Consider the following 15,663-nt stretch of genomic DNA (forward strand, 5'->3'; position numbering starts at 1 on the left):
GGCGCAGGCCGCACCGGGCCGCGGTGACGCCGTGCCCGCACCCGGCCGGGCACCCGGCCCGCCGGTCGGGGCCCGCGCCCGGGCCGGCGCGGAGCGCCCCGGGCAGGCCCGGCGGCCGTACGGCCAGCCCGTCACCGCGCCGATGCCCCGCCCCGAGACCGCGCACACCACCCGCCCGATGAGGGAGCGTCAGCCGACCCCGCCGCCGGGCCGCGGCGGCCCGCCCCGGGAGCGTCAGCACACCCCGCCGCCCGGCCGGCCGGGCGGGGCCCGGCAGCGGCTGCTGCGGCAGCGGGTGATCGTCTTCGTCACCGTCACCGTCGGGGTCGCGCTCGCCATCGCGGCGGCCCAGGGCTGCGAGAACCGCAACAACGAGGGCAGCGGGCGCCCCGGCACGGTCGTGGCCGCCACGGTCGCGGGCGGCCTCTCGGTGGACGGCGCCACCCAGTCACCGAGCACCCAGTCACCGGGCGTCCCCCCGCCGGGTGTCCAGTCACCTGCCACGCAGTCCTCCGCCGCGCTCGCCGCCGCCGTCCGCAGCGGCGCCCCGGCCTCCGACGGCGGCTTCGGCCCGGCCGCCGCCGCACTGCCCGCCGTGGACTGGCCCAACCGCAGCTTCACCGACCCGGCGGGCGGCGCGGGCATCCGGCTGCGCGACGGGCGGTCGGGGGCCGAAGGCCCGCAGGTCGCGCTCAGCTCGGTGCTCCCGGCCCAGTACCGGGGCGCACCGGCCGCCCTGGTGGTGCTGCGCCGGGCGGAGGGGTCGGTGCCGGTCGACCTGGTGCAGCTGTTCGGCTTCACCGGGGACTCCCCCGTGCCGCTGGCCGCCCGCGCCTCCGCGGCGAACCCGCAGGCGGTGGCGAGCTGGCGGATCGACAACGGGTCACTCGTCCGCGAGGAGCGGGTCGCGCAGACCGGCGCCGTCTCCTCCACCCGCTACTCGGTACGGGCCGACGGCACGCTGGAGGAGTCCTGGCCGGGCGCCGGGGTGTCGGGCGGCACCGGCGGCTGAGCCGCCTCCGGGCCCGCGCCCGGGGCGGTCAGCCCGCGGTGACGGTGTAGAAGGCGACGGCCGCCGCCGCGCCCACGTTGAGCGAGTCGATGCCGTGCGCCATCGGGATCCGCACCCACTGGTCGGCGGCGTCCAGCGCCCGGCGGGTGAGGCCGTCGCCCTCCGCGCCGAGCATCAGGGCCGCCTTCGGCAGCCGGTGCGGCGCCGCGTCGGCGAGCGGGACGGCGGCGTCGGCCGGGGTGAGCGCCAGCAGCCGGAAGCCCGCCTGCCGGACGGCGTCCAGCGCCGCCGGCCAGGGGTCGAGACGCGCGTAGGGGACGGCGAAGACCGCACCCATCGAGACCTTGACGGCCCGCCGGTAGAGCGGGTCCGCGCAGTCCGGGGAGAGCAGCACCGCGTCCATGCCGAGGGCGGCGGCGCTGCGGAAGATCGCGCCCAGGTTGGTGTGGTCGACCAGGCCCTCCAGGACGGCGACCCGGCGGGCGCCGCCCAGCACCTCGGCGGCCTCCGGCAGCGGCTTGCGCTCCATCGAGGCGAGCGCCCCGCGGTGCACGTGGTAGCCGGTGACCTGCTCGGCGAGGCCCGCCTCGACGACGTGGACGGGCGCGTCGGCGGCGGCGATGACGTCACCCATCACGTCCAGCCACTTCGGGGTCAGCAGCATCGACCGCATCCGGTACCCGGCCTCCAGCGCCCGGCGGATCACCTTCTCGCCCTCGGCGATGAACAGGCCCTCGGCGGGCTCGCGACGGCGGCGCAGTTCGACGTCGGTCAGGCCGGTGTAGTCGGCGAGGCGCGGGTCGGCGGGGTCGGTGACGGTGCGGGGTTCGGACACCCTGCGATCTTGCCCGCTCGGGGCGGCGAAGGCCAAACCGCGGCCGGAGCGGCGCCGGAACCCGTCCCCGCCGGCCCGTGTGCCCCTCTGGTCTGCCTGCCGCGGTGAGTGTAGACATGGCTTATGGCCCGTTTTCCGGGCCGGTCACGGGGGCACCCGGCCGACGGATCGGCCGGTGGCTCCCCGGACGACCGGCCTGAGCACGCGCGCGCACCACGCGATTCGCCGGGACGCCCCGGGAGCCCGTCAGCGAGGCGGACGCCGGGGCGGCGGTTCCGTGCGGCGTCCAGCGGGCTCACCGTGGCCGGGCAGGTCTTCGCACTGCAGGTCGTCGTCGTACTGCTGCTCGTCGGGGCGGCCGTGGTGGCCCTGGTGCTGCAGTCCGAGCGGGACAGCGTGGAGGAGGCCCGCACCCGCTCGGTCGCCGTGGCGCAGACCTTCGCGAACTCGCCCGGCATCGTCGAGGCACTCGCGAGTCCCGACCCGACCGCGATCCTCCAGCCGAAGGCCCAGTCCGTCCGGATCCAGACCGGGGTGGACTTCGTGGTGGTCATGAACACCGACGGCATCCGGTACACCCACCCGCTGCCGGACCGGATCGGGAAGAAGTTCGTCGGCACCACCGGGCCCGCGCTGGCCGGCGGGGTGGTCACCGAGCGGATCGTCGGCACCATCGGCCCGTTGGTGCAGGCCGTCGTCCCGGTGACCGCGCCCACCGGCCGGGTGGTCGGCCTGGTGTCGGCCGGGATCACCATCGACCGGGTCTCCAGTGCCTCCGACCGCCAGCTGCCGATCGTCCTCGGCGCCGCCGCGGGCGCCCTGCTGCTCGCCACCGGCGGGACGGCGCTGGTGAGCCGGCGGCTGCGGCGCCAGACGCACGGCCTGGACCCGGCCGAGATGACCAGGATGTACGAGCACCACGACGCGGTGCTGCACTCCGTCCGGGAGGGCGTGCTGATCCTCAGCGGCAGCGGCCGGCTGCTGCTCGCCAACGACGAGGCCCGCCGGCTGCTCGACCTGCCGCCGGACGCGGACGGCAGGCACGTCACCCGGGTCGGCCTCGCCCCGGCGATGGCCGGGCTGCTCGCCTCGGGCCGCGCCGTCACCGACGACGTGGTGCCCGCCGGCGGGCGGCTGATCGCGGTGAGCGTCCGGCCGACCGACCGCGACGGCGGGCCGGCCGGCAGCGTCGCCACCCTGCGGGACTCGACCGAGCTGCTCGGCCTGGCGGGCCGGGCCGACCTGGCGCGCGGGCGCCTGCGGCTGCTGTACGAGGCCGGGGTGAGCATCGGCAGCACGCTGGACGTGACCCGGACGGCCGAGGAGCTCGCCCAGGTGATGTCGCCCGCCTTCGCCGACTTCGTCACCGTCGACCTGGCGGAACAGGTGCTCGACGGGGACGAGCCGCCGGGCGGCAGCGCCGTCAGCCGGATGCGCCGGGCGGCGTTCGCCGGGGTGGCCGGGGTGGCCGAAGGGGCGCCGTTCAAGCCGGTGGGCGCGGTCGTCGACGTCGTCCCGGATTCGCACCTGGCGCGGAGCCTGGCCGGCGGGGAACCCGTCCTGGAGACGGACCTCGGGGCGGCCACCGCCTGGCGGAGCCAGGACCCGGCGGGCGCCGAGCGGATCCTGGCGTACGGGGTGCACTCACTGGTCCGGATCCCGCTGCGGGCCCGCGGGGTGCTGCTGGGCGTCGTCCGGTTCTGGCGCTCGGAGCGGGCCGAGCCGTTCGAGGAGGACGACCTGTCGCTGGCCGAGGAGCTGGTCGCGCACGCGGCGGTCTGCATCGACAACGCCCGCCGCTACACCCGCGAGCACGCGATGGCCGTCACGCTCCAGCACAGCCTGCTCCCGCGCAGACTGCCGCCGCAGGACGCGCTGGACGTCGCGCACCGCTACCTGCCGGCGCAGGCCGGGGTCGGCGGGGACTGGTTCGACGTGATCCCGCTGCCGGGGGCGCGGGTCGCGCTGGTGGTCGGCGACGTGGTCGGCCAGGGCCTGCACGCCGCCGCGACGATGGGGCGGCTGCGCACCGCGATCCACAACTTCGCGTCGCTGGACCTGCCGCCCGACGAGCTGCTCGGCCACCTGGACGAACTGGTCAACCGGATCGACCTGGACGAGTCGGCCAACCCCGGCGAGGTCGCCGTGACCGGCGCCACCTGCCTGTACGCGGTCTACGACCCGGTCTCCCGGCGCTGCACCCTGGCACGGGCCGGGCACCCGCCTCCGGCGGTGGTGCATCCGGACGGCACCGTCGAGTACCCCTCGCTGCCCGCCGGGCCGCCGCTGGGGCTGGCCGGGATGCCGTTCGAGACGGCGGAGCTGGAGCTGGCGGAGGGCAGCCTGCTGGTGCTCTACACCGACGGCCTGGTCGAGGACCGCACCCGGGACATCGACGTCGGCCTGGACCTGCTGCGCGACGCCCTGGCCCGGCCCGGCCGCAGCCCGGAGGAGACCTGCGCCGACGTCCTGGACGCGCTGCTGCCGGTACCGCAGACGGACGACATCGCGCTGCTGGTCGCCCGTACCAGGGGGCTGGCCGCCGACCGGGTCGCCGAGTGGGAGGTGCCCTCGGACCCGGCCGCCGTGTCCGGCGTGCGGGCGGCCGTCAGCCGGCAGCTGGCGCAGTGGGGCCTCGACGAGGCGGCGTTCGTCACCGAGCTGATCCTGAGCGAGCTGATCACCAACGCGATCCGCTACGCCAGCGGCCCGATCCGGGTACGGCTGCTCCGCGACCGCACGCTGATCTGCGAGGTCTCCGACACCAGCAGCACCTCGCCGCACCTGCGCTACGCGGCCAGCACCGACGAGGGCGGGCGCGGCCTCTTCCTGGTGGCCCAGTTCGCGGACCGCTGGGGCACCCGGTACACCGGCACCGGCAAGGTCATCTGGACGGAGCAGCCGCTGCGCTAGCCCGGGTGGAGTGCTCCACCCGGGCCGGAGGCATTACGGGTCAGGCCTTGAAGGCCGCTGCCAGGACGTCGACGACCTCGCCGATCACGATCACGGCGGGCGGGCGGACCTGCTCGGCGGCGACGGTCGCGGCGACGGTGCCCAGGGTCGCGTCGATCCGGCGCTGGCCCGCGGTGGTGCCCTCCTGGATGACGGCGACCGGGGTGGTGGCCGCCCGGCCGTGCTCGACGAGCTTGGCGGCGATCGCACCGATCTTGTCGACCGCCATCAGCAGGACGAGCGTGCCGCTCATCCCGGCGACGGCCTCCCAGTTGGTCAGCGAGCGCTCGTCCGGGCCGACGTGGCCGGAGATGACGGTGAACTCGTGGGTCATCCCCCGGTGCGTGACCGGGATCCCGGCCGCCGCGGGGACGCTGATCGAGCTGGAGATGCCGGGCACGACGGTGACCGGCAGGCCCGCCTCGGCGCAGGCCAGCAGCTCCTCGCCGCCGCGCCCGAAGACGTACGGGTCGCCGCCCTTGAGGCGGACCACGAACTTGCCCGCCCGGGCGTGCTCGATCAGGGTCCGGTTGATCGCCTCCTGCGCCATGAAGCGCCCGTAGGGGATCTTCGAGGCGTCGATCACCTCGACGTGCGGCGCCAGCTCCGCGAGCAGCTCGCGCGGGGCGAGGCGGTCGGCGACCACCACGTCCGCGTCGGCGAGCAGCCGGCGGCCACGCACGGTGATCAGGTCCGGGTCGCCGGGGCCGCCGCCGACCAGGGCGACACCGGGGGTGCGCTCGCGGTACTGCCGGGCGGCGAGCGAGCCGTCCCGCAGGCCGTCCACCACGGCGTTGCGCAGCGCGGCGGAGTGCCGGGGGTCGCCGGTCAGCACGGCGACGGTGACTCCGCCGTCGTGGCCGGAGGCCGGGGTCCAGGCGGTGGCGGCGGCCGCGTCGTCGCTGCGGGCGCAGAACACCCGCAGGCGCTCGGCCTCCGCGCTGACGGCGGCGTTCACCGCCGGGGCGTCGGTGGCGACCAGCACGTACCAGGTGTCGGCGAGGTCGCCCTCCGCGTAGGGACGGGCCTGCCAGGTCAGCTCACCGGCGTCCGCCATCGCCTGCACCGCGGGGGTGGTGGTCGGCGATATCAGCTGGATGTCGGCCCCGGCGGCGATCAGCGCGGGCAGCCGGCGCTGTGCGACCTGGCCGCCGCCGACGACGACCACGCGGCGGCCGGCGAGCAGCAGGCCGACCGGGTACGGGGTGCGGCCCTCGGTGCCGGGGTGCGGGTGGGGTGCCGGGTGCGGCTGCGGCGCTGGGGTGGGCGCGGTCATCGGCGGAGCTCCTGGGTGGGCGGGGCGGGGAGGGTTTTCACGGTGCGGTACGGCTCCCCGTCACCCGGCGCGCCCTCGGGCCGGGTGACGGGGTCCTGCAAGGCGGCGTCAGGCCTTCTCGGTGACTCCGGCGGAGTCGAACGTGGCTACATCGTGCATCGAACGGGCCGCACTCTGCACCAGCGGGAGCGCCAGCAGCGCGCCGGTGCCCTCGCCGAGCCGCAGGTCGAGGTCGATCAGCGGACGCAGTCCGAGCTTCGCCAGCGCGGCCTGGTGGCCGGGCTCGGCCGAGCGGTGGCCGGCGATGCACGCGGCCAGCACCTCGGGGGCGATGGCCTTCGCGGCCAGGGCCGCCGAGCCCGCGATGACGCCGTCCAGGATGACGGGCGTGCGCAGCGAGGCAGCGCCCAGCACGAAGCCCGCGATCGCGGCGTGCTCCAGGCCGCCGACGGCTGCCAGGACGCCGATCGGGTCGCTCGGGTCGGGCTGGTGCAGGGCCAGCGCGGCGCGGACCACCTCGATCTTGTGGGCGTGCATCGCGTCGTCGATGCCGGTGCCGCGGCCGGTGACCTCGGCCGGGTCGAGGCCGGCGAAGACCGAGATCAGGGCGGCCGAGGCGGTGGTGTTGCCGATCCCCATGTCGCCGGTGATCAGGATCTTGTTGCCGGCCGCGACGAGGTCGCGGGCGGTCTCGATACCGACCTCGATCGCCTTCAGCGCCTCCTCCCGGCTCATCGCCGGGCCCTGGGTCATGTCGTCGGTGCCGGGCTTCACCTTGCGGGGCAGCAGGCCGGTGGTCCGGCCGGACTGGATCGCGTCCGGCAGCTCGCTCTTCACGCCGACGTCGACGACGACGACCTCGGTGCCGATCTGCTTCGCGAAGGAGTTGATCACGGCGCCGCCGGCCAGGAAGTTGGCCACCATCTGCGCGGTGACCTCCTGCGGCCAGGGGCTGACGCCCTGGGCGTGCACGCCGTGGTCACCCGCGAAGATCGCCACGCAGCCGGGCTCGGGGATCGGCGGCGGGCACTTGCGGGAAAGCCCGCACAGCTGCGCCGAGATGATCTCCAGCATGCCGAGCGAACCGGCCGGCTTGGTCATCCGCTTCTGCCGGTCCCAGGCCTCGCCGAGCGCCTTGGCGTCCAGCGGGCGGATGCCGCGCAGGGTGTCGGCGAGCAGGCTGTGCGGCTCCTCGCCGGGCAGGGCCCGGTTGCCGTACTGCTCCTCGTGGACGACCCAGGACAGCGGGCGCTTCTTCGCCCAGCCCTGCTGCTGCAGCTCCGGCTCGGCCGGGAACGAGTCGACGTACCCGACGCACAGGTAGGCCACGACCTCCAGGTGCTCGGGCAGGCCCAGCTCCCGGACCATCTCGTCCTCGTCGAAGAAGCTCACCCAGCCGACGCCGAGGCCCTCGGCGCGGGCGGCCAGCCAGAGGTTCTCCACCGCGAGGGCGGCCGAGTACGGGGCCATCTGCGGCTGGGTGTGCCGGCCGAGGGTGTGCCGGCCGCCGCGCGTGCGGTCGGCGGTGACCACGATGTTCACCGGCGTTTCGAGGATGGCCTCGATCTTGATTTCCTTGAACTGCTTCGCCCGGCCCTTGGGCAGCGAGTCGGCGTACGCCTCGCGCTGGCGCTCCGCCAGTTCGTGCATCCTGCGGCGGGTCTTGGCCGAGCGGATGACGACGAAGTCCCACGGCTGGGAGTAGCCGACGCTGGGCGCCGTGTGGGCCGCCTCCAGCACCCGGATCAGCACCTCGTGCGGGATCGGGTCGGGGCGGAAGCCGTTGCGGACGTCGCGGCGCTCGCGGATCACCTGGTGCACGGCCTCGCGGCCGGCCTCGTCGTACCCCGGCGCGGCCGGCGGACGCGGCTCGGCCTCTGCCTCGGCTTCCGCTCGGGCCACCACCTCGGCCTCTGCCGGTGCCGGTGCCTCGATGACGCCCTCGACGGTGTCGCCGCCGGTGCTGCCAGTGCTGCCGGTGCTGCCGGTGGTCTCGGTTCCGGCGATGGCCGTGCTCTCCTCGGTGTCGGGGTCCTGCTCGGCCGGCGCCTCGGCGACGACCGTCACGAGGCCGGCGGCGGGCACCTCGGACGTGACCGGCTCCGGGGCCGGCTCGGTGACCGGCTCGGTGACCGGCTCCGGCTGGGCCTCGGGCGACAGGGCCTCGGGCGTCTGCGGGTCGGCGGCGGGCTCGGCGGACGCCATGTCCCCGGTGCCGGCCGCCGTCTCGGGAGCGGCCGCCACCGGCTCGGCCGGCGCTTCGGGTGCGGGCTCGGCTTCGAGGACGGGTTCGAGGACGGGTTCGGGGGCGGCCTCGGGCTGAGCGGGCGTCAGCTGCTCCGGCACCTCGGGAGCCGCCTCCGCGACGGGGGCCACCGCCTCGACGGTGGGCAGGCCGTGCGGGGTGGGGGCGGCCAGGAAGGCCGAGATCCGGCGCGACTGCGGCGCGGCCGCCACCGGCTGGGCCTGGACCTGGGGCTGGACCTGGGGCTGGGGCTGGGGCTGGGGCTGGGCCTGGGCCTGGGGCTGCTGGGGAGCGACCGCAGCGGGCTCGGCGGCGGCCGGCTCGACCGCGACGGCCTCGACCGGGGCGGACGGGAGGCCGGCAGCGGGCGCGGCCTCGACGACCTGCGGCTGCTCGGCCACCGGCGGCTGGGCGGCCGGGACGGGCTCGACCGCCGGCTGCGGCTCGACCACGGGCTGCTCGACCACGGGCTGCTCGACGACCGGTGCCTCGGCGACGACGGGCTCGGCGACCACCTGTTCGGCCACGGGCGGCGCGGCGACGGGCGCTGCGGCAGCAGCGGCCGCTTCGAGGAACACCACAGGCGGAGCCACGGCCGCGGCCACGGCCACGGGCGGCGCGGCCTGCGGCTGCACCGGCTGCGGCTGCCCGGCCTGCGGCTGCTCGGGCCGGGCGACGACCCGTACTCCGTGGGCGGGCGTGGCGCCCTGGGAGGGGCCGCGGTCGGCGAGCGAGCGGACCGGCACATGGCCGGTCATCAGCGACGGGTCCGGGATCGGCGGGCCCGCGTGCAGCGGACGCCGGGGCTGCTGAGCAGCCGTCAGCTGCTCCGCCGCCTGGACGGGGGCCACCGGCGTGGCCTCCACGGGCACGGCCACGGGTGCAGGCTCCGCGACCGGCGCGGCGGCTTCCGTGGTGACGACCGGCGGTGCGACCGGGGGTGCGAGCGGCGGCCAGGACGGCTCGACCGGGGTGCCGGCGGGCTGCTCGCCCACGGCCCGCAGGGCGACGGTGTCGATGCCGGGCAGGCCGTCGGCGCCGGGCGCCGGGTCGGGCGCGCCGAGCACGACGGGTTCGCTCCACGAACCCTGCGGGCCGGGCATCAGCAACAGGTCGTCCTCGTCGTCGAGCGGGTCACGCTGGTCCGGCTGGTCGAGGAAGGTGAAGCCCGGGCGCTGGAGGCCGGGCTCGGCGCCCGCCGGAGCCGTGCCGTGCGCGGGTGCACCGGCCGACGGGGCCGGCTGGGGGTAGCCCTGTGCCGGGATGCCGTGCACGATGCCCCCCTGCCCGGCGACTGCGTGCACCGCTGCACCCTGCACCGCGACTCCGTGCGCCGGGGCGACGGGTACCGCGACGCCCTCCGGCCGGCCTGCCGGGTCGGACCCGGCGAGCTGGTGCTCCGGCAGTCCCTCGCTGGGGACGTGGCCGCCATCGGTCATGTCAAAGCTCCTTCCAGGCCGCTGCCGCGCCCTTGGCGACGCGATCACCGACCGCAGCGCCCATCCGCACACGGGCCGGCCTTGGTTCCGGCCCGCCCCTCAACCACACGCGGCCGCCGCGCCGGAGCGCTGCGGCCGTAGATCCTCCGGCGCGCTGCGGCACCCCGGCCTGCGCCCCGCCCGTCGAAGGCGGTGCGCCATCTGAAATAACGACAACCCCGGGCAACCGGCACGATCGCACCGGACCCTACGGCATTCTCCCGGTCCGGCAGGCGGCCCGTCGAATTGCCCGTACTTCGAGCACAGGGGGGTTGCGCCACGTCAAAAAGTCGACAAACGCACCGGATCGGGCGAAAGTCGACAACTGGCACGGCCGGCCCCGACCGCCACACTACCGGCCTGGAGCGGCCACCTCTCGAATCCCTGTCCGGATGCGACCTGGATCACCGCCCGGCGGGCGGCGGGCTCAGCTGCCCTGCTCGCCCCAGATCAGCACGCTCTGGCCGGCCGCCCCCAGCGCGAGCCCCGCGGCGGCCCGGCCCGGGGGTGACTGCGGTACGGCGAGCAGCGGCGTCGCCTGCAGCAGCGCGCCGTCCGCCCGGTACCCGGCGCCGGCGATCGCCGTCCGGATCTCCTCGGCCTCGGCGAGGGTGCGGGCGACCGCGGCGATCCGCTCCGGCCGGCGCGCGAGCACCGCCCGCACCACCTCGGCGCCGCCCGTCTCGATCACGGCGGCGTCCGGTTCCGGCAGGTTGCCGAGGACTTCGGTGCCGCCACCGTGGACGGTCTCCACCTCGACGCCGTAGCGGCGGGCGTTGACCGCGATCTGCGCGCAGGCGGAGAGGTCGGCCTCGACCGCGACGACGGCGGCCCCGAAGCGCGCTGCCTCCACCGCCAGTGCGCCGGTACCCGCGCCGACGGACCACACCAGGTCCCCCGGCCTGGGGCCGAGCCGGGCCAGGACCAGCGCGCGGACGTGCGCGGGGAGCGGGTCGGGCGCGCCCGCGCTCTCTCCCGCGCGCCCGCCGCTCGCCCCGGTGCGCCCGGCGCCCGTGTAGGCGTCGGCGGGCAGCGCCCAGCCCCGGTCCGCGCCGGGGAACCCCACCGGGCGCCCGGCGAGCCAGCCCGCCGCCTCCCCCGCCGCCCCGGCCTGCGGGCCGTTGCCGCCGATCACCAGGACGACGTTCGGGTCGCGCCAGAGGTGGTCGGCGACGCGGTCGGAGGTCAGCACGGTGACGTCCTCGTCCGACGTGCCGAGCCCCTCGCAGACCACGAACGTGCGGTGCACCCCGCGCAGCATCAGGGCCAGTTCGGCCGGTCCGGCGCCGGTGGCGGTGAGCACCGCCACCTTGGGGTGGGCCCGGCAGACGTTCGCCGCCCGGCGCAGCCGGCCGCCGTGCGTGCTGACCACCTGCGCGTCCTCCCAGGGCATCCCGGCGCGGGCGAAGGCGGCGGCCACCGAGGAGACGGCGGGCAGCACCTCCAGTTCGAGGCCGTACTCGGGCCGGCGCAGGGTGCGGACGACGCCGAAGAACCCCGGGTCGCCCTCGGCGACCACGACGGCCGCGCCCCGGTGCTCGGCGATCCGACGGGCCGCCAGCTGGACGCTGCCGAGGGCGATCCGCTCGGCACCGGGCGGGACGGGTAGTGCGTTGAGCTGGTAGGGCGCTCCGGCGACCAGGGTCGCTGCCGCGAGGGCCGCGGCGGCGGCCTCGGTCAGCGGTGTGCCGTCCCACCCGATGACCGTGATCCGGTCAGCCATCTGCGGCTGGTCTCCTCGGACTCGTGGCACCCGGACTCGGTGCGCTGCGCGGAACGGACCGGGGTGGCCCCCGGGCCACCGGACCCGGCCGGGTCCGTCCAGGAGCTGAGGCTACCGCGTGCGCTCGGCCCCGGCGGCGGCAACTCGCACACGTGTCCCGCCGGCCGGGGGCCGGGCGGGGTCAGTCCCGCAGCAGGTACGGCTCGTCGGCCCAGCCGTAGCCGGCCGGGACCTCCATGTCCTCGGGCAGCAGGCTCCACAGGATCAGGTCGCTGCGGCTCTCCCCCGGCGCGCCGCCGGGCTCGCCGCCGCGCACTATCCAGGCGCTGCGCAGGACGCCTTCGCTGATGCAGCCCACCTTCTGGGCGACCTGCTGCCCGGCGGTGTTCCCGGCCGCCGTACGCAGCTCCAGGCGGAGGAATCCCCGGTCCTCGAACAGCCACTGCGCGACGCCGAGGACGCCCTCCGGCGCGTAGCCCTCGCCGCGTGCCCAGGGGGCCGTGACGTAGCAGATCTCGGTGGTGCGCAGCCGCCAGTCGGTGTTGCGCAGCTCGACGGCGCCGACCACCCGCTGGGTGAGGTGCTCGGTGACGGTGAAGGTGATCCCGCGGCCGGCGGCGCGGTGGGCGGGCGCCAGCGTGCGGGCCCACTCGACGGCGTGCGTCTCGGTGAAGGGCTGGGGGAAGTCCGTCCAGGCGTGCACCAGCTCGTCGGCCATCAGCTCGGCCAGGGCGGGGGCGTCGCCGTCCTCAAGGGGGCGCAGCAGCAGCCGTTCGGTGCTGATGGCGGTCTCGGGGAAGCTCGCTGCCATGCCGTCTCTCCTCGCCGGGTCGTGGACACACCGTACGCCCCGCCGGGAGCCGGGGCGTCACGCGGTGCACGGACCGCACGACGGTACGTCAGAAACGCCGCCGGCCGCCTCTTCCCCCCGATACTGCCCGACCGGGCCCCCGCCGTGGTGCGGCGGGGGCCCGGTCGGTGGTGCGGTGCGGCGGTGCGGTGCGGCGGGTGGATCAGAAGGCCGCGATCACGGAGCCCTGGTACTTGTCGGTGATGAACTTCTTCACCTCGTCGGAGTGCAGCAGCTCGGCGAGCTTCTGGACCCGCGCGTCGCCCTCCTTGCCCTTCTTCACCGCGAGGATGTTGGCGTACGGGTTGCCGTCCGCCTTCTCCAGCAGGATGGCGTCGGTGGCGGGCTTGAGGCCCGAGTCGAGCGCGTAGTTGCCGTTGATGACGGCGGCGTCGACGTCGTCCAGCGAGCGCGGGAGCTGGGCCGCGTCCAGCTCCTTCCACTTGAGGTTCTTCGGGTTGCCGGTCACGTCGGCGGGCGTGGCGGCGGTGCCGGCGCCGTCCTTGAGCGTGATGACGTTGTTGTCGGCGAGCAGCTTGAGCGCGCGGCCCTCGTTGGTCGCGTCGTTCGGGATGCCGACCGTGGCGCCGTCGGCCAGCTCGGTGGCGGCCTTGACCTTCTTCGAGTAGAGGCCCAGCGGCTCCAGGTGCACCGCCTCGACGGAGACGATGTCGGTGCCGTGCTTCTTGTTGAAGTCCTCCAGGTACGGCACGTGCTGGAAGTAGTTGGCGTCCGCCGAACCGTCCTGGACGGCCGTGTTGGGGGTCACGTAGTCGGTGACGACCTTCACGTCGAGCTTGAGCCCGGCCTTCGCGGCGAGGTTGTCCTTCACGTAGTTCAGGATCTCGGCGTGCGGGGTGGGGCTCGCGATGACGGTGAGGGCGGCGTTCGGGTCCGAGGAGGCCGAGGAGCCGCTGCTGCCGCAGGCTGCGACGGACAGGGCGAGGCCGGCGGTGGCGAGGACGCTGGTGATCTTCAGGGCGTTGCGCACGAAAAGTGCCTTTCTGCGTGGTGCGGGGAGCCGCACCGAGGGTCGGGCGGGGTGTGGTCAGTGGGCGACGAGGTCGTCGCCGGGTGCGGTGGGCGCGCCGCCTCGCGGGCGCAGCAGCCGCGTGCGGCCGGCCGTCCGGCCGCGGTGGGAGAGCCGCCGGACGGCGAGGTCCCCGATGAGCTGGATAGCGGTCACGATGACGACCAGTTCGGCGACGATGACCCACATGAAGCCGGTCTCGAAGCGCAGGTAGCCGTAGTTGATGGCGAGGGTGCCGAGGCCGCCGCCGCCGACGGTGCCGGCCATCGCGGAGTAGCCGATCAGCGCGATGACGGTGGTGGTCAGGGAGGCGACGAGGGCGGGCAGGGCCTCGGGCAGGAGGGCCTTGCGGACGATCGTCCAGGTGCTGCCGCCCATCGCCTGGACGGCCTCGACCAGGCCGCCGTCGACCTCGCGGACGGAGGTCTCGACGAGGCGGGCGAAGAACGGGATGGCGCCCACGGCCAGCGGCACGGTGGCGGCCTGCCAGCCGATCGAGGTGCCGACGATCGCCCGGGTGAAGGGGATCAGGGCGACCATCAGGATCACGAAGGGCAGCGAGCGGCCGACGTTGACGACGGCTCCGGTGATCTTGTTGACCGTCAGGTTCTGCAGCAGCCCGCCCCTGGCGGTGACCACCAGCAGGATGCCGAGCGGCAGGCCCAGCAGCACGGTGGCGAGGGTGGCGACGCCGACCATCTGGAAGGTCTCCAGGGTGGCGGGGCGGATCAGGTCGAGCATCTGGTCCCAGGTCATGCCGCTGCTCCGTCCGCCGTGCCGAGCACGTCCACCTGCAGGCCCTGCTCGCGCAGGAAGCCGATCGGCACCACGTTGTCCTGGTGGCTGCCGGAGAGTTCGACCCGCATCCGGCCGACCATCCGGCCGGCGATGGTCTCGACCGCGGCGCCGAGGATGTTGATGTCGATCTGGTAGGTGCGGGCGAGCTGGGAGACGAAGGGCTGGGCGGAGCTGTCGCCCTGGAAGGTGATCTCCAGGACCGTCCCGCCGGGGTGGCCGGAGCCGAACTCGCTGAGCGGGAAGAGCTCGCGGGCGAGCTCCGAGCCGGGGGTGGCGAGCAGGTCGGTCAGCGCGCCGGACTCGGTGATCCGGCCGCCGCGCATCAGCGCCGCCGAGTCGCAGACGGACTTGATGACGTCCATCTCGTGGGTGATCAGCAGCACGGTGAGGCCGAGCTGCTGGTTGAGGTCGCGCAGCAGCCTGAGGATGGACCGGGTGGTCTCGGGGTCGAGCGCCGAGGTCGCCTCGTCGGAGAGCAGCACCTTTGGGTCGCCGGCGAGGGCGCGGGCGATGCCGACGCGCTGCTTCTGGCCGCCGGAGAGCTGGCTCGGGTAGCTGCGGGCCTTGTCGGTGAGGCCGACCAGGTCGAGCAGTTCGGCGGCCTTGCGGCGGCGCTGCCCGCGGTCCAGGCCGATGATCTCCAGCGGGAGTTCGACGTTCTCCTGGACGGTGCGCGAGGCGAGCAGGTTGAAGTGCTGGAAGACCATGCCGATCCGTCGGCGGGCCTCGCGCAGGGCGCGTCCGGCACGCTGTTCGGGGCCGCCGAGGGCGGTGAGGTCCAGGCCGTCCACGGTGACCGTGCCGGCGCTGGGGCGCTCCAGCATGTTCACGCAGCGGATCAGCGTGCTCTTGCCCGCGCCGCTGGTGCCGACGACTCCGTAGACCTCGCCCTCGCGGACGTGCAGGTCGACGCCGGCGAGGGCGGTCACCTCGCGGCCGCGGGCCCTGTAGACCTTCGTGAGGTCCGTGGTGGTGATCACAGCTGCTTCCGGGGGTCGGGGGCGGACGGCGTGAGGCCACCGGGCCGGGGTGCGGCCGGTGACGTACGGCGAATCGCCGGTGAGGGTGGTTCCGGGCCTGCCACCCCTTGATCCTGGCCGCTGGGCAGCCGGGCCGCGCGGGGACGTGGCCCTTACGGGTCAGCGGCGCGGGGGCCCGTCCCGCCGGTGCGGGGCGAAGGCGGTGCAGGTGGGAGGTGGGTCCGGACGGCGCTCCGCGACGGGAGCGGCGGGGGTTCTCGCTTCGGGGCGCGAGGCTGCGGCGGTGGCCCTCAGCAGTGACACATGGGACGGCACATGGCTCGCTCACCTGCCGGCGTGGTGCCGGTGGGGGTCCAGTTCGTCGTCGCAGTCATGGGTGCAAGTAAATCAGATTGTCCGATTCGATCCCACATAACAGGACTCAGAGTCCGAAATGCGGACACGGTTCAGTGGTGCCAAGCACTCCGGCGCCCGGCCGGGTCGC

At 75.4% G+C, this 15,663-nt stretch carries 9 protein-coding genes and 1 pseudogene; 2 read left to right on the forward strand and 8 right to left on the reverse strand.

What is annotated here, in order from left to right; all coding sequences use genetic code 11:
- Nucleotides 1–1,012: pseudogene (locus ACFUK0_RS36145) on the forward strand (hypothetical protein); the annotation flags it as partial.
- A gap of 28 nt (nt 1,013–1,040) precedes the next feature.
- Here the strand turns inward: ACFUK0_RS36145 and ACFUK0_RS36150 are convergent.
- Nucleotides 1,041–1,847, reverse strand: coding sequence for a TrmH family RNA methyltransferase (locus tag ACFUK0_RS36150; RefSeq protein WP_380257571.1), 807 nt, complete (start codon nt 1,845–1,847; stop codon nt 1,041–1,043).
- Between the two features lie 123 nt (nt 1,848–1,970).
- Between ACFUK0_RS36150 and ACFUK0_RS36155 the strand changes: the two genes are divergently transcribed.
- On the forward strand, nt 1,971–4,760 hold the full coding sequence (locus ACFUK0_RS36155) for a SpoIIE family protein phosphatase (protein ID WP_380257573.1): 2,790 nt from the start codon (nt 1,971–1,973) through the stop codon (nt 4,758–4,760).
- Nucleotides 4,761–4,800: 40 nt separating this feature from the next.
- Here ACFUK0_RS36155 and cobA read toward each other — a convergent pair whose 3' ends face one another.
- From cobA to ACFUK0_RS36190, 7 genes are all read right to left on the reverse strand, one after another.
- Complete coding sequence (cobA, locus tag ACFUK0_RS36160) at nt 4,801–6,075, reverse strand: uroporphyrinogen-III C-methyltransferase (protein WP_380257575.1); 1,275 nt, start codon at nt 6,073–6,075, stop codon at nt 4,801–4,803.
- A 108-nt stretch (nt 6,076–6,183) separates the two neighbouring features.
- A complete protein-coding gene (gene cobT, locus ACFUK0_RS36165; protein ID WP_380257577.1) occupies nt 6,184–9,759 on the reverse strand; it encodes a nicotinate-nucleotide--dimethylbenzimidazole phosphoribosyltransferase in 3,576 nt (1,191 codons plus the stop codon).
- A 466-nt stretch (nt 9,760–10,225) separates the two neighbouring features.
- Nucleotides 10,226–11,521: a precorrin-6y C5,15-methyltransferase (decarboxylating) subunit CbiE gene (cbiE, locus tag ACFUK0_RS36170; protein WP_380257579.1), complete on the reverse strand. Its 1,296-nt coding sequence runs from the start codon at nt 11,519–11,521 to the stop codon at nt 10,226–10,228.
- 181 nt (nt 11,522–11,702) lie between these two features.
- Nucleotides 11,703–12,332 carry a GNAT family N-acetyltransferase gene (locus tag ACFUK0_RS36175; protein ID WP_380257581.1) on the reverse strand — a complete coding sequence of 210 codons (630 nt, stop codon included), beginning with the start codon at nt 12,330–12,332 and terminating at the stop codon, nt 11,703–11,705.
- A gap of 202 nt (nt 12,333–12,534) precedes the next feature.
- Nucleotides 12,535–13,362 (reverse strand): MetQ/NlpA family ABC transporter substrate-binding protein, encoded by an 828-nt coding sequence (locus ACFUK0_RS36180; RefSeq protein ID WP_380257583.1) that lies wholly within the window; start codon nt 13,360–13,362, stop codon nt 12,535–12,537.
- Between the two features lie 57 nt (nt 13,363–13,419).
- Complete coding sequence (locus tag ACFUK0_RS36185) at nt 13,420–14,157, reverse strand: methionine ABC transporter permease (protein ID WP_380257585.1); 738 nt, start codon at nt 14,155–14,157, stop codon at nt 13,420–13,422.
- Nucleotides 14,154–15,179: a methionine ABC transporter ATP-binding protein gene (locus tag ACFUK0_RS36190; RefSeq protein ID WP_380257587.1), complete on the reverse strand. Its 1,026-nt coding sequence runs from the start codon at nt 15,177–15,179 to the stop codon at nt 14,154–14,156. The genes ACFUK0_RS36185 and ACFUK0_RS36190 overlap by 4 nt, the downstream gene beginning before the upstream one ends.
- Nucleotides 15,180–15,663 lie beyond the last annotated feature (484 nt).

Origin of the sequence: Kitasatospora sp. NPDC057223 (assembly GCF_042669755.1) — a bacterium.
In the GTDB taxonomy this organism is placed as follows: Bacteria; Actinomycetota; Actinomycetes; order Streptomycetales; family Streptomycetaceae; genus Kitasatospora.